Annotated in this window: 17 protein-coding genes; 9 read left to right on the forward strand and 8 right to left on the reverse strand. The window is 70.2% G+C overall.

Features of this window, described 5'->3' with window-relative positions; genetic code table 11:
• Positions 1 to 671: 671 nt before the first annotated feature.
• From OO70_RS14175 to OO70_RS14185, 3 genes are all read right to left on the reverse strand, one after another.
• Positions 672 to 2,942: a heavy metal translocating P-type ATPase gene (locus tag OO70_RS14175; protein ID WP_043669477.1), complete on the reverse strand. Its 2,271-nt coding sequence runs from the start codon at positions 2,940 to 2,942 to the stop codon at positions 672 to 674.
• 96 nt (positions 2,943 to 3,038) lie between these two features.
• A complete protein-coding gene (locus OO70_RS14180) occupies positions 3,039 to 3,278 on the reverse strand; it encodes a heavy-metal-associated domain-containing protein (RefSeq protein ID WP_019056516.1) in 240 nt (79 codons plus the stop codon).
• A gap of 83 nt (positions 3,279 to 3,361) precedes the next feature.
• Positions 3,362 to 4,312 (reverse strand): PrsW family intramembrane metalloprotease, encoded by a 951-nt coding sequence (locus tag OO70_RS14185; protein WP_043669480.1) that lies wholly within the window; start codon positions 4,310 to 4,312, stop codon positions 3,362 to 3,364.
• Positions 4,313 to 4,373: 61 nt separating this feature from the next.
• On the opposite strand from OO70_RS14185, the gene OO70_RS14190 reads away from it, so the two are divergent.
• Positions 4,374 to 5,573 (forward strand): cation:proton antiporter, encoded by a 1,200-nt coding sequence (locus OO70_RS14190; protein ID WP_043669483.1) that lies wholly within the window; start codon positions 4,374 to 4,376, stop codon positions 5,571 to 5,573.
• Here the strand turns inward: OO70_RS14190 and OO70_RS14195 are convergent.
• Positions 5,551 to 6,210, reverse strand: a complete 660-nt coding sequence (locus OO70_RS14195; RefSeq protein ID WP_043669484.1) for a TetR/AcrR family transcriptional regulator — start codon at positions 6,208 to 6,210, stop codon at positions 5,551 to 5,553. The two genes, OO70_RS14190 and OO70_RS14195, sit on opposite strands and share 23 nt — an antisense overlap.
• A 169-nt stretch (positions 6,211 to 6,379) precedes the next feature.
• Here OO70_RS14195 and OO70_RS14200 point away from each other — a divergent pair, with 169 nt between their 5' ends.
• Complete coding sequence (locus OO70_RS14200; RefSeq protein ID WP_043669486.1) at positions 6,380 to 8,647, forward strand: MMPL family transporter; 2,268 nt, start codon at positions 6,380 to 6,382, stop codon at positions 8,645 to 8,647.
• Positions 8,616 to 9,659 carry a zinc-dependent alcohol dehydrogenase family protein gene (locus OO70_RS14205; protein WP_043669490.1) on the forward strand — a complete coding sequence of 348 codons (1,044 nt, stop codon included), beginning with the start codon at positions 8,616 to 8,618 and terminating at the stop codon, positions 9,657 to 9,659. Before OO70_RS14200 ends, OO70_RS14205 begins: the two co-directional genes overlap by 32 nt.
• A 38-nt stretch (positions 9,660 to 9,697) precedes the next feature.
• Here OO70_RS14205 and OO70_RS14210 read toward each other — a convergent pair whose 3' ends face one another.
• The 4 genes from OO70_RS14210 to OO70_RS14225 form a co-directional block, all read right to left on the reverse strand.
• Positions 9,698 to 11,038, reverse strand: coding sequence for a salicylate synthase (locus tag OO70_RS14210; RefSeq protein ID WP_043669494.1), 1,341 nt, complete (start codon positions 11,036 to 11,038; stop codon positions 9,698 to 9,700).
• Positions 11,035 to 11,841, reverse strand: a complete 807-nt coding sequence (locus OO70_RS14215; protein WP_043669497.1) for a class I SAM-dependent methyltransferase — start codon at positions 11,839 to 11,841, stop codon at positions 11,035 to 11,037. Before OO70_RS14215 ends, OO70_RS14210 begins: the two co-directional genes overlap by 4 nt.
• A 216-nt stretch (positions 11,842 to 12,057) precedes the next feature.
• Complete coding sequence (locus tag OO70_RS14220) at positions 12,058 to 12,258, reverse strand: helix-turn-helix transcriptional regulator (protein WP_019065707.1); 201 nt, start codon at positions 12,256 to 12,258, stop codon at positions 12,058 to 12,060.
• A gap of 460 nt (positions 12,259 to 12,718) precedes the next feature.
• On the reverse strand, positions 12,719 to 13,678 hold the full coding sequence (locus OO70_RS14225; protein ID WP_078651402.1) for an AraC family transcriptional regulator: 960 nt from the start codon (positions 13,676 to 13,678) through the stop codon (positions 12,719 to 12,721).
• Positions 13,679 to 13,867: 189 nt separating this feature from the next.
• Here OO70_RS14225 and iolC point away from each other — a divergent pair, with 189 nt between their 5' ends.
• From iolC to OO70_RS14255, 6 genes are all read left to right on the forward strand, one after another.
• Positions 13,868 to 14,818, forward strand: a complete 951-nt coding sequence (iolC, locus tag OO70_RS14230; protein WP_043669929.1) for a 5-dehydro-2-deoxygluconokinase — start codon at positions 13,868 to 13,870, stop codon at positions 14,816 to 14,818.
• Between the two features lie 137 nt (positions 14,819 to 14,955).
• Positions 14,956 to 15,825, forward strand: a complete 870-nt coding sequence (locus OO70_RS14235) for a Cgl0159 family (beta/alpha)8-fold protein (RefSeq protein ID WP_043669932.1) — start codon at positions 14,956 to 14,958, stop codon at positions 15,823 to 15,825.
• Between the two features lie 10 nt (positions 15,826 to 15,835).
• Entirely contained in the window at positions 15,836 to 16,675 is an 840-nt protein-coding gene (iolB, locus tag OO70_RS14240; protein WP_043669500.1) for a 5-deoxy-glucuronate isomerase, read from the forward strand.
• Positions 16,672 to 18,555 (forward strand): 3D-(3,5/4)-trihydroxycyclohexane-1,2-dione acylhydrolase (decyclizing), encoded by a 1,884-nt coding sequence (gene iolD, locus OO70_RS14245; protein ID WP_043669503.1) that lies wholly within the window; start codon positions 16,672 to 16,674, stop codon positions 18,553 to 18,555. The genes iolB and iolD overlap by 4 nt, the downstream gene beginning before the upstream one ends.
• Positions 18,556 to 18,569: 14 nt before the next feature.
• Entirely contained in the window at positions 18,570 to 20,072 is a 1,503-nt protein-coding gene (gene mmsA / locus OO70_RS14250) for a CoA-acylating methylmalonate-semialdehyde dehydrogenase (protein ID WP_043669506.1), read from the forward strand.
• A 209-nt stretch (positions 20,073 to 20,281) separates the two neighbouring features.
• On the forward strand, positions 20,282 to 21,718 hold the full coding sequence (locus tag OO70_RS14255) for an APC family permease (protein WP_043669509.1): 1,437 nt from the start codon (positions 20,282 to 20,284) through the stop codon (positions 21,716 to 21,718).
• The last annotated feature ends 116 nt before the right edge of the window (positions 21,719 to 21,834 follow it).

A 21,834-nucleotide genomic window follows, 5' to 3' on the forward strand; every position in this document is an offset into this window, starting at 1 on the left:
GGGCGAGCGCGCGGAGGCCCGCAGGGTCGAGCACGATCGGGCTCTCGACACCGACTTCTGCGCCCCGGAGGCGAACCGAGCCTCAAAAAAAGATGGAAGAAGGCGCCCTGCCGACGGTCCCCCCACGGGCCGGCGTACAGGGCGCCTTCCCATGTCCCGGTGCGGATTCCCCCCACGGGATCCGGCCGGGCGCCTTGGAGAACCAGCGCCTGAATCGCTGTCGTGCCGAAGCCCGATGAAACTGGACTTCGTTGAACTGAGCAGAACGAGCAAAACTCCTCGTACTACTGGGTGGAGCCAGTGATGTGTGCGATCTGCCGGGACACCGCACGACGGGAGGGCCGCTCAAAGCTCCCCGGTGTACGTGTCCCGGCAACGCATCTCTGAGGAAGTCCCCCAAGACATCCTCAGATGCCAGTTCGCGCCCCCCAAGACGCTTGCTGACATCGTCAACTTAGACCTTCGAACCCCTTCGATGGTTACGTTCACACCACTGTGATCTGCGTCTCTTGCATATGTCCCTTAGGTGCGCAAGAGCCCCGATGTCGTGGTCGGGGCCCCAGCGTAAGGATGATGCGCGAGCCTTGTGAAGAGCTTATGTGAGGCCGTCCTCCGTCTCTAGGGGGACTCTTACTTCAGGTTCCCGTAACTCCCGGTAACTTTGCGGAACTTCAGCGAAATGTCCTAAGTCGCAGGCTGTTGGAGATCACGAACACCGAGGAGAAGGCCATCGCGGCCCCCGCGATCATGGGGTTCAGCATGCCCGCGGCGGCCAGCGGAAGAGCCGCCACGTTGTATCCAAAAGCCCACACGAGATTGCCCTTGATGGTGCTCAGCGTCTTCCGGGACAGCCGGATCGCGTCCGCGGCCACCCGCAGGTCCCCGCGCACCAGCGTCAGATCGCTCGCCTCGATCGCCGCGTCCGTCCCCGTACCCATCGCGAGACCCAGGTCGGCGGTGGCGAGCGCGGCGGCGTCGTTGACCCCGTCGCCCACCATGGCGACGGTCCGCCCCTCGCCCTGCAGCCGTCGTACGACGTCGACCTTGTCCTCGGGCAGCACCTCGGCGATGACATCCCCGGGGGCGATCCCGACGGCGGCCGCCACGGATTCCGCGACCGCGCGGTTGTCGCCGGTCAGCAGCACCGGGGTGAGCCCGAGCGCGCGCAACTCCCGTACGGCCTCCGCGCTGGTCTCCTTCACCGCGTCGGCGACCGCGACGACTCCGCGCGCCGCTCCGTCCCAGCCGACCACCACGGCCGTACGGCCGCCGCTCTCGGCCTCGGACCTGGCGTGGGCCAACTCCTCCGGAAGAACGTCGAAGAGGCGCCCCACGGCCACCTCACGGCCCTCCACGCGCCCGCGTACGCCACGGCCGGGCACGTTCTCGAAGTGCTCGGCCGACGGCAGCGGTCCCACCCGCTCCTCCGCGCCCGCCGCCACGGCCCGCGCGACGGGGTGCTCGGAGGCGTGCTCCAGGGCGCCCGCGAGCCGCAGCAACTGCCGCTCGTCGGTGCCTTCGGCGACGTAGACCTCCTGGAGGGTCATGCGGCCGGTGGTGATCGTGCCGGTCTTGTCGAGGACGACCGTGTCGACGCGGCGGGTGGACTCCAGCACCTCGGGACCCTTGATCAGGATGCCCAGTTGGGCGCCGCGGCCGGTGCCGACCATGAGAGCGGTCGGGGTGGCCAGGCCCAGCGCGCACGGGCAGGCGATGATCAGCACGGCGACGGCCGCGGTGAACGCGGCGGCCACATCGCCCGTGACGCCTAGCCACACCCCGAACGTGGCGACCGCGATCAGCAGGACCACCGGCACGAAGATCCCGGAGATCCGGTCCGCGAGCCGCTGCACCTCGGCCTTGCCGTTCTGCGCGTCCTCCACCAGCCGTGCCATGCGGGCGAGTTGAGTGTCCGACCCGACCCGGCTCGCTTCTACGACCAGCCGTCCGCCGGCGTTCACCGTCGCGCCGGTGACCGTGTCACCCGGTGCCACGTCCACCGGTACCGACTCGCCGGTCAGCATCGACGCGTCGACCGCCGAGACGCCCTCGACGACGGTGCCGTCGGTCGCGATCTTCTCCCCGGGCCGTACGACGAAACGGTCGCCGACCGCCAACTCGGCCACCGGGACCCGTACTTCACGTCCGTCCCGCAGAACTGCCACGTCCTTGGCGCCCAGTTCGAACAGCGCGCGCAGGGCCGCTCCCGCGCGGCGCTTGGAACGGGCCTCCAGATAGCGGCCCAGCAGGATCAACGCGACGACTCCGGCGGCCACTTCGAGGTAGATCGTCGAGGCGCCGTCCGTGCGCGAGACGGTGAGACGGAACTCGTCGTGCATGCCGGCCATGCCCGCGTCGCCCCAGAACAGCGCCCACACCGACCAGCCGAACGCGGCCAGCGTGCCGACCGAGACGAGGGTGTCCATGGTGGCGGCGCCGTGCCGGGCGTTGGTGAACGCGGCCTGGTGGAACGGGAGTCCGCCCCAGACGACGACCGGCGCGGCCAAAGTGAGCGCGAGCCACTGCCAGTTGTCGAACTGCAGGGCCGGGATCATCGAGAGAAGGACCACGGGCAGCGCGAGGACGGCGGAGACGGTCAACCGCTCGCGCAGCGAGGCGAGTTCGGGATCGGCCTCAGGAGCGGACGGTGTCTCGGGTGCCGGCGGCGCGGGTTCCTCCGCGGTGTACCCGGTCTTCACGACGGTCGCGATCAGGTCGGCGACCTGGATGCCCGCCGGATAGCTGACCTTCGCCTTCTCGGTCGCGTAGTTGACCGTGGCGCTGACGCCGTCCATGCGGTTGAGCTTCTTCTCGACGCGGGCCGCGCAGGAGGCGCAGGTCATCCCGCCGATGAGCAGCTCGACCTCGGCCGCTTCGGCGGTTTCGGGGGCCGCGGCTATAGGAGTTTCTGCGGTGGTGCCGATCGTGGTGGTGCTGGTCATGTCCGGACTCCAGACATCGGACCGGACCGCACGGAGCCAGTATCAGCTGGTCGGCACGGCCCGGTCGGAGAACAGAAGTGTGGTGCCGGTGCTGCTTCAGGCCTGGCCGACGAGCTCGAAGCCCGCCTCGTCGACGGCCGCGCGGACGGCCTCGTCGTCGAGCGGGGCGGCGGATACGACGGTGACCTCGCCGGTCGACGCGACGGCCTTCACCGAGCTGACACCGGGCAGCCCGGAGATCTCGCCGGAGACGGAGCCCTCGCAGTGTCCGCAGCTCATCCCGCTCACCTTGTAGACGGTGGTGACGGAACCCTGGGTGTCGGTCTGGGCGGTCATGTCGTTCTCCTCGTGGAGGCGTGTGGAGGCAGTTGGGGTCGGAGTGGCCCACGGTGGCTCACTCTGGAACCCAGAGTATACCCCTAGGGGGTATTTCTCCAAGAGGGGTCGCGACGGGCCAGCGACCGCACCCAGGCGACGCCGAACAGCGCCACGAGTGCCGTTCCGCCCACCGAGAACATCGTGAAGAGATGCTCCTGCTGGTCGGTCGGAGTCGGGATGTACCCCTGGGCGAACAGCTGCTTGTCCAGGCCCGCGCCCGACAGTCGGGCCACCAGCCAGATCGCGATGCCGTGCGTCGAGTCCCACAGGGCGTGCAGCAACGAGACGCCGAGATACGTGCCGACGACCGGGCCGGCGAAGCGGAAGCGACCGTTCAGCTGTCGGTAGGAGAGCAGGACGGCGCCCGCGACCGCCGTCCACAGGCCGTGCCCGAAGGGCGCGAGAACCCCGCGCAGGATCTCGGTCTCCAGGAGGGCCCGCAGATCGATGCCTTTGGTGGAGACGGCCGCGTTGAAGGCGTACCCGGCGCTCTCCAGGGCCGCGAAGCCGAAGCCGACCGTCGCGCCGAGCACCAGGCCGGCGCGAATCCCGTGCAGGCGGGGCTGCCGGCGCAGCACGAACATCAGTGCCCCCAGCTTCACGGCCTCCTCGATGAGACCGACGCCGACGAACATCCACAGGGAGGGGTGCAGCAGGTAGTACTCCATCACCGAGGCGCCCAGCACCCCGAGCGTGCCGCCGGTCAGGAAGCAGCCCAGGATCACGCTGACGCCCAGGTCGCGCCCGTGCCGCTCGTACGCCCACAGGACGAAGGTGACCGGCACCAGGAAGCTGCCGAGCAGGATCAGCGTCGGCAGGAGGGTGGTGTTCTTCGTCGCGTACGTGACCAGCGCGGTCAGTACCCACAGTGCCAGCCCGCCGCCCAGGCAGTGCTTCCACAGGCCGGTACGGATCTGGGGGTACGTCGGCGGCGGCTGCTGCGGCCCGGGGATACGGGCCCGGGGCGCGCCGGGCGGCGGAGAGTAGGTCACGGCAAATCCCCTCGTACTCCTACAGGGCAGATTTACCGGAACTTTATGGTAGATACGCCTCATGTCGCAGCCCGGGACGCTCGTCCTGATCATGGCCATCGCCGTACTGGCGCCCCTACTGGCCTACGGGATCGGCCGCTGGCTACCGGTCCCGCTGGTCATCTTCGAGATCCTGCTGGGCATCGTCGTAGGCCCGGACGTACTCGGCTGGGCGGGCGACGGACAGGTGATCGACACCCTGTCCAACCTCGGTCTGACGATGCTGATCTTCCTCGCCGGATACGAGATCGAGTTCGACAGGATCCGAGGCGACACGCTCAAACGGTCGGTACGCGCGTGGCTGATCTCCCTGGCCGTCGGCCTGGCCCTGGCCACCCTCCTCTCCGGCTGGTCCAAGGGCGTCTACGTCGGTACGGCCCTCACCAGCACCGCCCTCGGCACGGTCCTGCCGGTGCTGCGCGACGCGGGGGACCTGCACTCGCGCTTCGGCTCCGTGATGCTGGCGTTCGGCGCGGTGGGGGAGTTCGGGCCGGTCATCGCGATGGCGCTGCTGCTGAGCGGCCGCGCGCCCGGCCGCTCCACGGCCCTGCTGGCCGCGTTCGCGCTCCTCACTGCCGGGGCGGTGTGGTGGGCGATGCGCCCGCGTCCGCCGTGGTTCTCCCGGGTCATCGCCAAGACCCTGCACAGCAGCGGCCAGTTCGCCGTACGGCTGGTGGTGCTCCTCCTGGCAGTCATGCTGGGCATCTCCCAGGCCCTCGGCCTCGACACCCTCCTCGGCGCCTTCGCCGCCGGCCTGATCACCCGCCTGGTGCTGCACGGCGCGGCCCCGGAGAGCGCGGGTTCGGTCCTGGAGAGGGTCGAGGCGATGGGCTTCGGCTTCCTGGTCCCGGTGTTCTTCGTCGTCACCGGCATCGAGTTCGACCTGGACGCCCTGCTGTCAGGCGGCCACGCCCTGCTGCTCCTGCCGGTGTTCCTGGCCCTCTTCCTCCTTGTCCGAGGCCTTCCGGTCTACGCCCTCGCCCCGCGCGATCTCCTACGACGGGACCGGCGCGCCCTCACCCTCCTCGCCTCGACCGCGCTGCCCCTGGTCGTCGCCATCACCACCATCGGGGTCGACGACAAGGTCCTGAAGACGGCGGACGCGGCCGCGCTGGTGGGCGCGGCGATGGTGTCCGTGCTGGTGTTTCCGCTGGTCGCGCTGCGGTTGCGGGGGGAGCGGGTGGGGCCCGAGGGAGCGGTCAGGGGGTCCGAGTCGTGGTGAGGTCCGCGGTGGCCCGGTACTCGGTGAGCAGGGGTTCCAGATAGCGGATCAGGACGTTCTTCAACTCCCGGACGTACGCGTCGCGTTCGCTGCCCTCGTGGGAGAGGACCAGTTCCAGGCCGGCCTTGTAGAGGCCCAGGCACAGGTGTGCGGTACGGGTGACGTCGGCGGCGGGGGCGCCGGGCAGGAACGCCGCGATGAGTGCCTCGACCTGGCCGAGCAGGTGCGCGTGCAGCGCGTCGTGCTCTTCGGTGAGCCGGCCGGGGATGTCCGGGCCGTGCATCAGGGCGAAGAACACCGGGTGCTGGCAGCTGAAGGCGGTGAAGCGGTCGACGAGGGTGCCGATGGCCTCCTCCAGCGGGGTCGACGGGTCGACCGCGGCGAGCGCCTCGCCGGTGGTCTCCCGCATCTGGTGGATGAGCCGGTCGCCCAGCTCGATCGCGATCGCTTCCTTGTTCGGGAAGAACTGGTAGAGCGTGCCCGGTGAGACGCCGGCCTCGCGGGCGATGGCGTTGGTGCTGGAGGCCGTGTAGCCGGTCGTGCAGAAGACGTTGGCGGCGGCCTCCAGCAGCTGGGCGATGCGGCGCTCGCCGCGGGCCTGGCGGCGGGGGCTTGTCTTCTCCTGGTCCACGGACACGAGTTATCCCCAGCTCTCCGAACGACGTTGACAAACACGAGCGGCCGCTCGCATTCTGGTGCTCCGGCGAAACGCGAGCGATCTCTCGTGTTTGCCATTCTATTGCAGGGCCGACCCATGCCTCCGGTCTGCTCGGAGGCCGGGTCAAGGTGAAGGGGAGCACCGCACGATGACCGAAGTCAACAGCCCACCGCGCCTCGGGGGATGGACGCGTTTCGTGACCGCCCGCCCACGGTTGTCGCTGCTCGTGGCCCTCGTGCTCACCGCGCTGGCCGTGGTGGCCGGCAGCGGAGTCGCCGACCGGCTGGGCAGCGGCGGCTGGGAGGACCCGAACGCCCAGTCGACGTACGCGACCAAGGCACTGGAGCGCGAGTTCCCGGCCTCGCAGCCCAACCTCCTGCTCCTCGTCGACTCCGGCGGCGCCTCGGTGGACGACCCGGCGGTCGCCGCCGAGGCCGACCGCCTCACCGCCCGGCTGACCGGCGAGCGGGGCGTCATAGGTGTCGGCTCCTACTGGCAGACCAAATCCCCCGCCCTGCGCGCGAAGGACGGACACGAGGCACTGATCGCCGCCCACCTCACGGGCGACGAGAAGACGACGACCGACACCCTGGACCGCATCGCGCCCGCCCTCCGCGGCACCCACGGCCCGGTGCGGGTCAAGGTCGGCGGCATCGTCGCCGTCCGCCACGAGATGCAGACGACCATCAAGGAGGACCTCGCCCGCGCCGAGATGATCGCCCTGCCCGTGACCCTCCTCCTTCTGGTGATGGTCTTCGGCTCCGCGATAGCGGCCCTGCTCCCGCTCGGCATCGGCATCGTCGCGATCCTCGGGACGAACGCGGTGCTGCGCGGCCTCACGGAGTTCACCGACGTCTCGGTCTTCGCGATCAACCTCACCACGGCCCTGGGCCTGGGCCTTGCCATCGACTACGCCCTCTTCATCGTCCGCCGCTTCCGCGAGGAACTGTCCACCGGCGCCGAGCCCTTGCCCGCCATCGCCACCACCCTGCGCACAGCCGGCCGCACGGTGCTCTTCTCCGCCCTCACGGTCGCGGTGTCCCTGGCCGCGATGCTCGTCTTCCCGATGTACTTCCTGCGCTCCTTCGCCTACGCGGGCATCGCCGTGGTGCTCCTGGCAGCGGCAGCCGCCCTGATCCTCCTCCCGGCAGCACTCCTGCTGCTCGGCCACCGGGTCAACTCCCTGGACCTACGACGCCTGTTCCGCCGAGGCAGGCCCGCGCAGACGTCCGGTTCCGGCGAGGAAGGCACGGCCTGGGCCCGCCTGGCGACCCTCGTGATGCGCAGGGCCCCCTTCTTCGCCCTCGCCACCACAGCCGTCCTCGTCCTCCTCGGACTGCCCTTCCTCGGCGTCAAGTTCGGCACCGCGGACGACCGCCAACTGCCCTCGGGCGCCGAGTCGCACGTCGTGCAGCAGCACATCCGGGACGGCTTCCCCGGCAACCCCGGCGGCGGCCTCGAAGTGCTCGCCGAGGGCCGGGCGACACCGGCGCAGTACACCGAGTACAAGGCCAGAATCTCCCGACTCCCCGAGGTGACCCGGGTGGACGGCCCCCTGGTGAAGGGCGACTCCGCGTACTTCACGGTGCTGCCCAAGGGCGAGGCGGTCGACGCCGCGGCCCAGCGCCTGGTCGGTGACCTGCGCGCCACGGACGCCCCCTTCACCACCAAGGTGACCGGTACGGCGGCCGTCCTGGTCGACTCCAAGCACGCGATAGCGACCCGCCTGCCCTGGGCCGCCGTCCTCATCGCCGTGGTCACCCTGCTCCTGGTCTTCCTCCTGACCGGCAGCGTGCTGATCCCGATCCAGGCGGTACTGCTCAACGCGCTCAGCCTCACCGCGATGTTCGGCGCGGTGGTCTGGGTCTTCCAGGACGGCCACCTCTCCGGCCTGCTCGGCTTCACCAGCACCGGCTCCATAGAAACCACCCTCCCGGTCCTGATGTTCTGCGTCGCCTTCGGACTCTCCATGGACTACGGCGTGTTCCTGCTCTCCCGCATCAAGGAGGAGTACGACCGCACGGGCGACCACAACGAGGCGGTCCGCCACGGCCTCCAGCGCACGGGCGGGCTGATCACGGCGGCGGCGGTGATCCTGGCGGTGGTGATGATCGCGATCGGCACGTCCCGGGTGACGAACACGAAGATGCTGGGCCTGGGCATCGCGCTGGCGGTGTTGATGGACGCGATGGTGGTCCGCAGCCTGCTGGTCCCGGCGATCATGCGCCTTACAGGCGAGGCCACTTGGTGGGCACCGGCCCCGCTGCGCCGCTTCCACGACCGGTTCGGTGTAAGCGAGGGAGGAGAGAACCCCCTTAGGGGCGCGGGGAACTGCGCGACCAGCCACGACGTACCCGCAGACAAAAACGGCGATGGGAGCCCAAATGAAAGCGGTGGTGTTCGAGCAATACGGTGAACCCGCCGAGGTACGGGACGTACCCGACCCCAGCCCCGCAGCCCACGGAGTGACCGTGAGGGTCGAAGCCACCGGCCTCTGCCGCAGCGACTGGCACGGCTGGCAGGGCCACGACCCCGACATCACCCTGCCCCACGTCCCGGGCCACGAACTCGCCGGCGTGATCGAGACGGTGGGCACCCGGGTGACGAACTGGCACCCCGGAGACCGCGTCACCGTACCGTTCGTGTGCGCCTGCGGAACCTGCCCGGCATGCGCCGCCGGCGACCAGCAGGTGTGCGAACGCCAGACCCAGCCGGGCTTCACACACTGGGGTTCCTTCGCCCAGTACGTCGCCCTGGACCACGCCGACGTGAACCTGGTGGCGATCCCCGACGGAATGTCCTTCGCGACAGCGGCTTCGCTCGGCTGCCGGTTCGCCACGGCGTTCCGCGCGGTGGTGCAGCAGGGGCGGGTCGCGGCGGGGGAGTGGGTCGCGGTGCACGGCTGCGGGGGAGTCGGCCTGTCGGCGGTGATGATCGCGGCGGCGTCGGGCGCCCGTGTCATCGCCGTCGACGTGTCGCCCCAAGCGCTGGACCTGGCAAGGAAGTTCGGGGCGGCGGAGTGCGTGGACGGTGCGAGCACCCCGGACACGGCGCAGGCGGTACGCGACCTGACGGGCGGCGGCGCCCACCTCTCCCTGGACGCCCTGGGCTCACCCGCGACTTGCGCCGCCTCGGTGAACGGCCTGCGCCGCCGAGGCCGCCACATCCAGGTGGGCCTCCTCCCGTCGCCCTCCGGTACGACCCCGGTCCCCATGGCCAGGGCGATCGCCCTGGAACTCCAACTCCTCGGCAGCCACGGCATGGCCGCCCACACCTACCCGCCCATGCTGGAGCTGGTCAGAACAGGCGTACTGCGCCCCGACCTCCTGGCCACCTCCACGATCACCCTGGCCGAGACCCCGGCCGCACTGGCGGCGATGGGCACGGCACCGGGGGCGGGGGTGACGGTCATCGAGCCGTGGAGCTGACCTCCGAGACGACCCCTGAGTGGCAACCGCATCGGCCGTCAGCGGTCCGGCGCAGGAACCAAGTGCGCCGCGATGCTCCGGAGCTTCTCGCAGGTCTCCTCGTGTTCGCGGGACGGGTGTGAGTGCCGGACGATTCCGGCGCCGGCCTGGAGCCAGCAGTGGCCGCCCTGTTGGAAGACGCTGCGCAGGACGAGCGCGGCGTCGAGGGCGCCGGAGGAGTCGTAGGTGAGGACGGCACCGGCGTAGAGGCCGCGGGGTTGGTCCTCCAGCGCGCGGATCAGGTCGTAGGCGGGTGTCTTGGGGATTCCGGTGGCGGTGACGGCGGGGAACAGGGCGGCGAAGGCCTGCCACGGGGTGCGGTCGGCGCGGAGGCGGCCGACGACCGTCGAGGCGAGATGCTGGACGGTGCCGCGTTCCGCGACGGTCATGTACTCGGTGGCGCAGGTGTCGTCGCAGACGAGGGCGAGGTCCTCCAGCGCCAGTTTCACGGAGATGGCGTGTTCGTGGATCTCCTTCGGGTCGCTCAGCAGGTCGGCGCGCAGTCGGGCGTCCTCGTCCGGCGTGCCGGTGCGGGCCCGGGTCCCGGCCAGCGGACGGCTCACCACCCGCCGGTCGCCGGTGACTTCGACGACGGTCTCCGGGCTGAAGCCGGCCGCGCCGATACCGCCGAGGTCCAACAGGAAGGACCGCGCGGGTGTGTTGGCCCGCCGCCCCACGACATAGGTGGCGGTCAGATCCAGCGGCACGGGCACCGCGACCCGCCGCGACAGGATCACCTTCGTCAACGGGCCTGGCCCGCGCAGGTCGTTCAGGGCATCGGCGACGGCGTCGCGATAACCGCCGGTGTCCTCCAACGGCACACTGACTCGCTCGGCAGATACAGGGGCGCCCAACTCCCCCGGGGCACGGAACTCCCCCTGGGTGCGGACGAGCCCGACCAGCTGGTCCAGCCCACCCGCATCCGCCGCGCGCACCAGCACCCGGTCGCCCTCGACCCGCACCTCGCTGGCCGGCACGACCAGATACAACAGGTCTCCCTCGCCGCCGCCATCGCCGTCGACGTCACGCATGTGCACCCCCGCCAGCGCCGCCCCCAACTCGAAGGCGGCCCAGCCGTAGACCCGCCACCCGGTCACCGGCAGCGCGGCGAGCCACTCGTCGACGGCAGACAGATCCCGTACACCTTCCGTACGACAGACCTCGGGGCCCAGCCGGAACGTGGCGAGCGCGCCGCCGGCGTACGACCATTCCGGGCCGTTCTCGTACACCGCGTACTGGTCGTACAGGCCGCTGCGGGCGAGCCGGGCCATGAGGGCGAGGGGATCTTCCGTCAACGGCGCATGGGTTTCCAGGTAGTTGACACGGCGATCGGTGGTCATCGCGAGGAACCCTCTTCCGGGCGGCGGCCCAGCGCACTGATCAGGGGGTAGGAGTTGACGACGAAGCGCGGGTCGGCCAGCAGGGCGAGGAAGGCGTCCACCTCGGCGGTCGTGACACCCAACTCGGCGAGGCCGGCGGTGACTTGCTCGGTGTTGGCGCGGTGCAGGCCGATCCCCGTACCGCCGCCGGGCCAGGCCTCCGCGTACGTCGTCGCCGTGACCTCCGTCAGCCCGGCCCGCAGCATCGCCCGCACCACGTGCCGGCCCCACAGCGGTTCGGCACCGGCCTTCTCCAGCAGGGTCATCAGGGAGCCGTGCACGCGCTCGAAGAGCAGTACCGCGCTGTCGTCGGGCGCGGCGAGCACGGGAGTCCAGCCGCAGTCGAACTCCTCGAGGACCAGCCAGCCACCCGGCCGCAGGGCACCGACCAGCAGCTCCAACACCCTTAGCCGCTCGGGCAGATGGAGCAGTACGAGCCGCGCGTGCACCAGGTCGAAACCGTCGCCGGGCAGCGGATCGCGGGTGATGTCGTGCCGCAGCAGCCGTACGTTCGCCGCCCGGGGCCGGGACGCGGCGCGGGCCGGCTCGATGTCCGTGACCGTCACCGCGCCCTCCGGCCCGACCTGCTCGCCCAGCCAGTCGCCCAACGACCCGCCGCCACCGCCGACTTCGAGACACCGCCACCCCGGGCCGAGCCCGGTCCGCTCCAACGCCCTTCTGGACGCGGTGTCGTAGCGGGATTCGAGTACGGAGAAACGCCCTGCCGTCTGGACGGCAGCGTTGTCGAAAAGATAACGAGCCATATGGGAAATGCTCACACCGTCAAATGCCCGCTGAGCAGGGAGTGTCGGGTGGCGATGGAATTACTCCGCACCAAAAGTGGATTGTCGTATGACTACCCGTGCGCTTCCCGTGCCGGACCAGGCCCACCGGACCATGCTGGACGCCGATGCGGCAGTGGACGCCAACGCGGCACCGGTGCAGTCCGGCCGGTACCGCGTCGGCGCACCGACTCGGGATCAGTCGTCCCTACGGCCCCGGTTGCCGGGCCGGGAGGCGACCCAGGCCCGGACCGTGTCGGCGTACCAGTACGGCTTGCCGCTCTCCACGTGGTCGGGCGGGGGCAGCAGGCCGTGCTTGCGATAGGAGCGGACGGTGTCCGGCTGGACCCGGATGTGGGCCGCGATTTCCTTGTACGACCAGAGCCGTCGGTCGGTCATGAGTGCACCTCCCTGCGCGCGCTGCGGCGGCGGCCGGGGGCGGCCGTCGGGGGAGCCGTGCGCTGCGCTGGCGATCACAAAGCCTGTGCCCGGTCAACGACACAGAGTGAGGAAGGGGCAGTGCCTGTGGGTCGGGTGTGACGCAAGACCCGCGTACACGCGACATGTGTGACACGAGGGGGGCTTTTGTGACACAGGTGACGCAAAGGCGCACGCGGGCGCAAGGGCGCGGCGCGTTGACACGTGAGGGGAAGGGTTGGCACAGGAGGGAAAGGGGGGCGCAGCAAGGTGGGCCGGACCCGCTGCGTCAGGCCCGGCCCACCGGCTTCCCTGCACCCCCCGTTCCCGGCACCCCCGTGCCCCCCGTGGTGCCCCCCCGTGCCCCCGTCCACCGGCCCGGCGACCCCTGGAGGCCTGCGCGTCCCCAGGGATCAACGGGCGGCCAGGCGCTCAGCCTGCATCAACGCGCGCGACCGGTCTTGGAGAAATCCGCACCACGGCCCGGAGCGAGCAGCAGACTCGTCGCCTCGCCCGTCATCCGGTCCCCGGCCGGCGCCCCGGTCCGCCCCGTGGGCGGACTCACCCGGGCCACCGTGAACTGACCCGGCGTGCACCCCGTCATCGCCCTGAACTCGCCGCTCAGGTGCGCCTGGTCGTAGAAACCGCAGACCGCCGCGGTCTCCGCCTGGCTGCGACCGGCCGCGAGGAGTCGCCGGGCGCGCTGCAACCGCAGTACGCGGGCCGCCGCCTTGGGGCCGAGTCCGATCTGCTCCCGGAAACGGTTCTCCAACTGCCGTACGCTCCAGCCCACTTCGTCGGCGAGGTGGGGCACCGGCATCGCGCCCCAGGTGCGCACCAGCTCCGACCAGGCCCGTACCACCCGCGCCGAACTCGGCGTACCGGCCGCCGACCAGCGGGTGAACACGTCGTCCAGCAGCCCGAATCGGGCGGTCCAGGTCGGCAACGCGGCGAGCGCGGCGGCCAGTTCGCCGATGCTCGCCCAGCGGGAGCCGAGGTCGTGGGGCAGTTCGTCGGGGTCCACCACCCGGTCGGCGAGTTCGTGCTGAGCCGTCCCGAACAGCGTGAACGCGGCCCACGGCATCAGCAGCACCTCGACCCCCGCGAGCCGCCCACTGTGCTCACCGAGCGCCGCAGTGGTCGTAGGCCCACAGAAAACGGAAGCAAGCTCCGCCGTCTCCCGCCCGGCCCGAGAGATCCGCACGGTCCCCTCGAACCCGAGCAACAGAGTCGCGGCCCCGATAGGCACCTCGAGCCGAGCCCGAGGCCGCGCCAGCGCGAGCCGTATCCCGCGATAACTGATGACCCCGGGTCGCAGTCCGGGGTGGGGCGAACCGAGCACGGTCTCCCAGGACCCGCCGGGCCCCTGCCCGGCACGGACGCGCACAGCAGCAACAGACATCCACTGATAGTCCTACGGCACGACAGCGCCCCGATAGGGGCGCGGGGAACTGCGCGAGCAACCACGACGGACCCGCACCCGACAAACGACCAGCCGTCCACGTATCGTCCGAATGTCTGGACAAAACATTGACAGCGCTCGGCCCACGGGACTACAAACCGTGGAGAGCCGAAACGAATGGGGATGTCGATGGCGTACGACCTGATCACCATGGGGCGGATAGGGGTGGACCTCTATCCGCTGCAGACGGGCGTGCCACTGCCCCAGGTGACGACCTTCGGGAAGTTCCTCGGCGGCTCGGCGACGAACGTCGCGGTGGCCGCGGCCCGCCTGGGACGCGCCACGGCCGTGATCACGCGCACGGGCGACGACCCCTTCGGCACCTACCTGCACGAGGCGCTGCGCGACTTCGGCGTCGACGACCGCTGGGTCACCCCGGTCCCCGGCCTGCCCACCCCGGTCACCTTCTGCGAGGTCTTCCCGCCGGACGACTTCCCGCTGTACTTCTACCGGCAGCCCAAGGCCCCGGACCTGGAGATCGACGCCCACGAGCTGGACCTGGACGCGATCCACGAGGCCCGCATCTTCTGGATCACCGGCACCGGCCTGAGCGAGGAGCCCAGCCGTACGGCCACGCTCGCGGCCCTCGCCCATCGCGCCAAGTCCGGTACGACGGTCTTCGACCTCGACTGGCGGCCGATGTTCTGGAAGGACCCGAGCGCGGCCCGCCCCTTCTACGAGGAGGCCCTGCGCCACACCACCGTCGCCGTCGGCAACCTCGACGAGGTGGAGGTCGCCACCGGAGTGCGCGAGCCGCACGCCGCAGCTCAGGCGCTCCTGGACGCCGGTGTCGAACTCGCCGTGGTCAAGCAGGGCCCCAAGGGCGTCCTCGCGGTCAACCGGGCCGGAGAGTCCGCCGAGGTGCCCCCGCTGCCCGTGAACGTCCTCAACGGACTCGGCGCCGGTGACGCCTTCGGCGGCTCTCTGTGCCACGGCCTGCTGGCCGGCTGGGACCTGGAGAAGATCATGCGGTACGCCAACGCGGCCGGCGCGATCGTCGCCTCGCGCCTGGAGTGCTCGTCCGCGATGCCCACGGTCGCCGAGGTCGAGGGCGCGATCGCGGCCGGAGCAGTGCTGTGAGGGCCGGCCGCGTGGCGGGCGCCGAGCACGAGCACGGGGGCGGCGACGGTCTCACCGGTCTCACGGATCCCTCCGGACCCTCGGGCCACGAGGGAGGCACCGCCGGTACCGGTACCGGCACCGGCCCCCGCGTCGACATCTCCGAACTCGTCCGCGTCCGCGCCCGGCACCCCGAGGCGATCGCCGAGGCCGCCGCCCGCCGCGTCCGCAGGCCCCTCCTCAACGACGCCGGCCGGCTGATGATCGTCGCCGCCGACCACCCGGCCCGCGGCGCGCTCGGCGTCGGCGACCACAAGTTCGCCATGGCCAACCGCGCCGAACTGCTCGAACGCCTCTGCCTCGCGCTGTCCCGGCCCGGCGTCGACGGCGTCCTCGCGACCGCCGACATCCTCGACGACCTGCTCCTCCTCGGCGCCCTCGACGGCAAGGTCGTCATGGGCTCGATGAACCGCGGCGGCCTCCAGGGCGCGAGCTTCGAACTCGACGACCGCTTCACCGGCCACCGCGCCCAGGACATCGAGCGCCTCCGTTTCGACGCGGGCAAACTGCTTCTGCGCATCGACTACGACGACCCGGGCTCGCTGACCACCCTGGAGTCCACCGCCCGTGCCATCGACGACATGGCCGCGCGCCGACTCCCGCTGTTCGTCGAGCCGTTCATCAGCCGCCGCACCGACGAGGGCAAGCTGAAGAACGATCTCTCCGCCGAGGCCGTCATCAAGTCCATCGCCATCTCCTCGGGCCTGGGCGGCACTTCGGCCTACACCTGGCTCAAGCTCCCGGTCACCGAGAACCCGGACGACATGGCCCAGGTCATGGAGACCTCCACCCTCCCCGCCGTCCTCCTCGGCGGCGAGGTCGGCGACGACCAGGACGGCGCCTACGAGAAGTGGCGCGGCGCCCTCCAACTCCCCACCGTCCGCGGCCTGGTGGTAGGCCGCTCGCTGCTCTACCCGCCGGACGGAGACGTCTCCGCCGCCGTGGACACCGCCGTAGGACTGCTGTGAGGGCCGCGTTATGACGACCGCCGAGCCGTACGTTCCCGAGCTGTACGTCCCCAAGGGCTCCGCCGCCAACGCGCAGTACGCCGTGGACATCGACCCCAAGCGGGCCGGATGGACCCACAGCAGTCTGCGGGTCGTCGAGCTGGAGCCGGGCGGGACGCACCACTTCACCACCGGTGACAGCGAGTGGATCGTGCTTCCGCTCAGTGGTGGATGTACCGTGCGAATTATGGACGAAGAGTTCCAACTCCTGGGCAGGGAAAGCGTGTTCGCCGGAGTCACCGACTTCGCGTACGTACCCCGCGACGCCCAGGTCAAGATCGCCTCCGGCGCGGGAGGCCGCTTCGCCCTGGCAGGAGCGAAGTGCGAGCGACGACTCCCCGCTCGCTACGGCCCCGCGCCGGAGGTTCCCGTGGAACGGCGAGGCGACGGCACCTGCCTTCGCCGCGTCCGCAACTTCGCCTCCGCCGACGCCTTCGCCTGCGACAAGCTCATCGCCGTCGAGGTGATCACGCCCGGCGGCAACTGGTCCTCGTACCCGCCCCACAAGCACGACGAACAACGGCCGGGCGAGGAAGCCGAGTTGGAGGAGATCTACTACTTCGAGATCGACGGCCCGAACGGTTTCGGCTATCAGCGCGTATTCCCCTCCCGTGAGGGCGGATCCGACGTCCTCGCGGAGGTCCGCTCCGGCGACGCCGTGCTCGTGCCCGATGGCTGGCACGGCCCGTCGATCGCCCAGCCGGGTCACGACATGTACTACCTGAACGTCATGGCGGGGCCAGGTGAGACGAGGGAGTGGCGGATCTGCTTCCACCCGGCCCACGTAGAAAGCACAGAGGTTTACCGATGACCTCAACGACGAGGCTCACGGTCGCGCAGGCGCTCGTACGCTTCCTGTCCGCCCAGTACACCGAACGCGACGGCGTACGACGGCGGTTGATCGGCGCGACCTGGGGCATCTTCGGCCACGGCAACGTGGCCGGCCTCGGCCAGGCACTCCTCGAGTACGAAGACGACATGCCGTACCACCAGGGCCGCAACGAACAGTCCATGGTCCACGCGGCAGTCGGCTACGCGCGTCAGTCGAATCGCCTGTCCGCGCACGCCGTGACGACATCCATCGGCCCCGGCGCCACCAACCTCGTCACCGGCGCCGCGCTCGCCACGATCAACCACCTCCCGGTGCTGCTCCTCCCCGGCGACACCTTCGCCACCCGCGCCGCCGACCCGGTGCTCCAGCAGCTCGAAGTCCCGTACGCGGGCGATGTGTCGGTCAACGACTGTCTGCGCCCGGTGTCGAAGTACTTCGACCGCGTCACCCGGCCGGAAGCCCTGATCCCCGCGGCCCTGAACGCCATGCGCGTACTCGCCGACCCCGTCGAGACCGGTGCCGTAACTCTCGCGCTCCCGCAGGACGTTCAGGCCGAGGCCCACGACTGGCCGGACGAGTTCTTCGCCGAACGCACCTGGTACGTACGGCGACCGGCCGCCGACCCGGCCGAACTCGCCGAAGCGGTAAGGGCAGTTCGGGCGGCCAAGCGTCCCCTGATCATCGCGGGCGGCGGAGTCCACCACAGCCGTGCCGAGGCCGCCCTCGCCGAGTTCGCGGCGGCCACCGGCATCCCCGTCGCCTCGACCCAGGCCGGCAAGGGCTCCCTGAACCACGACCACCCCCAGGACGTCGGCGGCATCGGCCACACCGGCACCGCGACCGCCGACGAACTCGCCCGCCTCGCCGACCTGGTGATCGGCATCGGCACCCGCTACACCGACTTCACCACCGCCTCCGGCACCCTCTTCGAACGCCCCGGCGTCCGCTTCCTCAACCTCAACATCGCTGCCTACGACGGCCACAAGCTCGCCGGCCAGCCGCTGATCGCGGACGCCCGGAGTGGACTGGCCGCGCTGGCCGAGGAGTTGGGCCCGGACGGCTACCGGGTAGCACCCTCGTACATCGCCGAGTACCGCGAGGACAAGGAGCGTTGGGAACAGCGCGTCGACGCCTGCTACGAGGCCGAGGAGCCCGACGTACGCCCCACGCAGCCCCAAGTCCTGGGCGCGCTGGACGAGATCGTCGACGAGTCGGACATCCTGATCAACGCGGCGGGCTCGCTCCCCGGCGATCTGCACAAGCTGTGGCGGACGCGGTCGTTCGACCAGTACCACGTGGAGTACGGCTACTCCTGCATGGGCTACGAGATCCCGGCCGCCATCGGCGTGAAGCTGGCCGCCCCGGACCGGCAGGTGTGGGCGCTGGTCGGCGACGGCACGTACCTGATGATGCCGACGGAGATCGTGACCGCCGTACAAGAAGGCATCGCGATCAAGGTCCTGCTGATACAGAACCACGGGTACGCGTCGATAGGCGGGCTGTCGGAGTCGGTGGGCGCCGAGCGGTTCGGCACCGCCTATCGCTACCAGTCCGACGACGGCAGCTACACCGGCGCCCCGCTGCCCGTCGACCTCGCCGCGAACGCGGCCAGCCTCGGCATGCGCGTGCTGCGCGCGAAGACCGTCAGCGACCTGCGCGAGGCACTCGCCGTGGCGCGGGCCGCGGACACTCCCACATGTGTCTACGTGGAGACCGAAACCGCAGACACAGTGTCGGGCGCGCCTCCCGCGCAGGCCTGGTGGGATGTACCTGTGGCCGCGACCGCGACCCGATCGTCCGCGGTCAAGGCACGTGAGCTGTACGAACGGCACGTCTCCACCCGACGCCGCCATCTGTGAAGGAGCATCTGGCCATGACGAAGATCGTCAACCACTGGATCGGCGGCAAGACCGTCGAAGGCGCGTCGGGCACGTACGGGCCGGTCACCGACCCGGCGACCGGCGCGGTCACCACCAAGGTCGCCTTCGCGACCGTCGACGAGGTCGACGCGGCCGTAGCCGCCGCCAAGGACGCGTACGCGACCTGGGGCACCTCGTCCCTCGCCAAGCGCACCACGATCCTGTTCAAGTTCCGCGCGCTGCTGGACGCCAACCGGGACGCGATCGCCGAACTGATCACCGCCGAGCACGGCAAGGTGCACAGCGACGCGCTGGGCGAGGTCGCGCGCGGCCTGGAGATCGTCGACCTGGCGTGCGGGATCACCGTGCAGCTGAAGGGCGAGCTGTCGACCGAGGTCGCGTCCAAGGTGGACGTCTCGTCGATCCGCCAGCCCCTGGGCGTGGTCGCGGGCATCACGCCGTTCAACTTCCCGGCGATGGTGCCGATGTGGATGTTCCCGATCGCCATCGCGACCGGCAACACCTTCGTCCTCAAGCCCTCCGAGAAGGACCCGTCGGCGTCCCTGAAGATCGCTGAACTCCTCGCGGAGGCAGGCCTTCCGGACGGCGTCTTCAACGTCGTCAACGGCGACAAGGTGGCCGTCGACCGCCTCCTGGAGCACCCGGACGTCAAGGCGGTCTCCTTCGTAGGCTCGACGCCGATCGCCCGCTACATCCACACCACAGCGGCCGCGAACCACAAGCGCGTCCAGGCCCTCGGCGGCGCCAAGAACCACATGCTGGTCCTCCCGGACGCCGACCTCGACGCGGCGGCGGACGCGGCGGTCTCGGCGGCCTACGGCTCGGCGGGCGAGCGCTGCATGGCCATCTCGGCCGTCGTCGCCGTCGGTTCGATCGGCGACGAGCTGGTGGAGAAGATCCGCGAACGCGCCGAGAAGATCAAGATCGGCCCCGGCAACGACCCGACGAGCGAGATGGGCCCGCTGATCACCAAGGTCCACCGCGACAAGGTGGCGTCCTACGTCACCGGCGCGGCGGCCGAGGGCGCTGAGGTCGTCCTCGACGGCACCGGCTACACGGTCGAGGGCTTCGAGGACGGCCACTGGATCGGCATCTCGCTCCTCGACAAGGTGCCGACGACGGCGAAGGCGTACCAGGACGAGATCTTCGGCCCGGTCCTCTGCGTCCTGCGCGTCGACACGTACGACGAGGGCGTGGCGCTGATCAACAGCTCCCCCTTCGGCAACGGCACCGCGATCTTCACCCGGGACGGCGGCGCCGCCCGCCGCTTCCAGCTGGAGATCGAGGCCGGCATGGTCGGCGTGAACGTCCCGATCCCGGTCCCGGTGGGCTACCACTCGTTCGGCGGCTGGAAGGACTCCCTCTTCGGGGACCACCACATCTACGGCAACGACGGCACGCACTTCTACACCCGAGGCAAGGTCGTCACCACCCGCTGGCCCGACCCGGCCGACGGCCCGTCGGGCGTGGACCTGGGCTTCCCGCGCAACCACTGATCAACACCGAGCAGCACCGAATGGGGCCGTCCGTATCGCGGACGGCCCCTTCTTTTTGCCTACGACGGCTGCGGTTCCCGTAGCAACCCGAACCGGGGCCGACGCTGCCCCAGGCGGCCGATTACGGAACCCTGAGCGGACTGGATCAACGAATTCCGTAGGTGAACACCCATTGACGTGATGGTTTCCGTCAATGTTCCATCAGGCCCGTGACCGACACCCTCCGCACTGCCGAAGCAGCCGAAGCCGCCGTTTCCAAGGCGCCGTCGGACAGCCCCCAGAGCCCGCAGACGCTCAAGCGCTCCATCGGCATCGTAGGCGGCACGCTCCTGACGCTCTCCTGCGTAACTCCCGCCTCCACGCTCTTCGTGGTCGTCCCCGACCTGTTCGGCACGCTCGGCACCGCGACCGCCCTCACGATCGCGATCGGCTCGGTCCTCTGTATCGCCGTGGCGTTCTGCTACTCGGAGCTGGGCACCCTCATCCCCAGCGCGGGCGGCGAGTACGCGATGGTGTCGACACTGGCGGGCCGCCTGGCGGGCTGGCTGGTCTTCGTCCTGTCCCTCCTGGTGGTGATGATCGTCCCGCCGGTGATAGCGATGGGCACGGCGGACTACTTGACCCCGATAGCCCACCTGAACCCGTCGATGACCGGCGCCGGCGTAATGCTGCTGGCCACCCTCGCGGGCCTGTTGGACCTGCGGGCCAACGCGTGGATCACGGGCATCTTCCTGGTCCTGGAGGTCATAGCGGCCGGTGTCGTAGCCCTCCTGGGCTTCACCCACAGCCACCGGGGCATCGGCAGCCTGACGTCGATGCAGGTGGCGGGCACCGGCGGCCACACGGACACGGTGACGGCGATGCTGGTGGTCTCGGGCCTGGCGATCGCCCTCTTCGTCACGCAGGGCTTCTCAACGGCGGTCTACCTCTCCGAAGAACTGGAGAACCCGCGCCGCAACGTGGCCCGCACAGTCCTCGCCACCCTCGCGATCTCCACGGTGATCATCCTGGTCCCGGTGGTCGCGATCACGATGGGCGCATCGGACCTCTCGACCCTGACGGGCGGCGACATCAGCAGCATGGTGACTGCCTGGTCCAACTCGGCGGTGGGCACCTTCGTCAGCCTCTGCGTAGCCCTCGCGATCATCAACGCCGGCATCGTCATGGTCATCCAGAACTCCCGAGTCCTCTTCGCCTCGGCCCGCGACAAGGCCTGGCCCGCCCCGGTCAACACGGTCTTCTCCAAACTCGGCCGCTTCGGCTCCCCTTGGGTGGCCACCCTCGCCGTAGGCGTTCCCGGCGCGATCCTCTGCTTCGTCAACCTCGACACGTTGTACGGCGTGACAGGCGTCTCGGTAACCGGCATGTACCTGCTCGTCGCAGTAGCAGCCCTACTCTCCCGACGCGGCTCCCACAGACACACGCACGCGTGGCGCATGCCGTTGTGGCCCACAATGCCGATCCTCCTGATCGCGGTACTGGCCTACATCCTCACCCAGCAGGAAACGACCTACTTGCTGTGGACGGGAGGGATAGTGGCAGCGGCAACTCTGTACTGGGCCTTCTATCTCCGCCCGCGCAGGGACACGCGCTGGCTGATCTCACTCCCCGAGGAGGACGAGGCCCCGAAGGGGCAAGTCCTCTAGGGGCGCGGGGAACTGCGCGCCCAGCCCCAACGCACCCGCACCCGGCACTCAACAGAAGCCCCCACCTCATTAGCCGTACACCAACCGCGGTACACAGTCATCCCCGGTTCACCCCA

The sequence above is a fragment of the Streptomyces xylophagus genome, assembly GCF_000716435.1.
GTDB lineage: Bacteria > Actinomycetota > Actinomycetes > Streptomycetales > Streptomycetaceae > Streptomyces > Streptomyces xylophagus.

Bases quoted from the DNA above. Each gene is read 5' to 3' on its own strand.
- OO70_RS14175 (WP_043669477.1), bottom strand. From the start codon at position 2,942: ATGACCAGCACCACCACGATCGGCACCACCGCAGAAACTCCTATAGCC.
- OO70_RS14180 (WP_019056516.1), bottom strand. From the start codon at position 3,278: ATGACCGCCCAGACCGACACCCAGGGTTCCGTCACCACCGTCTACAAG.
- OO70_RS14190 (WP_043669483.1), top strand. From the start codon at position 4,374: ATGTCGCAGCCCGGGACGCTCGTCCTGATCATGGCCATCGCCGTACTG.
- OO70_RS14200 (WP_043669486.1), top strand. From the start codon at position 6,380: ATGACCGAAGTCAACAGCCCACCGCGCCTCGGGGGATGGACGCGTTTC.
- OO70_RS14205 (WP_043669490.1), top strand. From the start codon at position 8,616: ATGAAAGCGGTGGTGTTCGAGCAATACGGTGAACCCGCCGAGGTACGG.
- OO70_RS14210 (WP_043669494.1), bottom strand. From the start codon at position 11,038: ATGACCACCGATCGCCGTGTCAACTACCTGGAAACCCATGCGCCGTTG.
- OO70_RS14215 (WP_043669497.1), bottom strand. From the start codon at position 11,841: ATGGCTCGTTATCTTTTCGACAACGCTGCCGTCCAGACGGCAGGGCGT.
- OO70_RS14220 (WP_019065707.1), bottom strand. From the start codon at position 12,258: ATGACCGACCGACGGCTCTGGTCGTACAAGGAAATCGCGGCCCACATC.
- OO70_RS14225 (WP_078651402.1), bottom strand. From the start codon at position 13,678: ATGTCTGTTGCTGCTGTGCGCGTCCGTGCCGGGCAGGGGCCCGGCGGG.
- iolC (WP_043669929.1), top strand. From the start codon at position 13,868: ATGGCGTACGACCTGATCACCATGGGGCGGATAGGGGTGGACCTCTAT.
- iolB (WP_043669500.1), top strand. From the start codon at position 15,836: ATGACGACCGCCGAGCCGTACGTTCCCGAGCTGTACGTCCCCAAGGGC.
- iolD (WP_043669503.1), top strand. From the start codon at position 16,672: ATGACCTCAACGACGAGGCTCACGGTCGCGCAGGCGCTCGTACGCTTC.
- mmsA (WP_043669506.1), top strand. From the start codon at position 18,570: ATGACGAAGATCGTCAACCACTGGATCGGCGGCAAGACCGTCGAAGGC.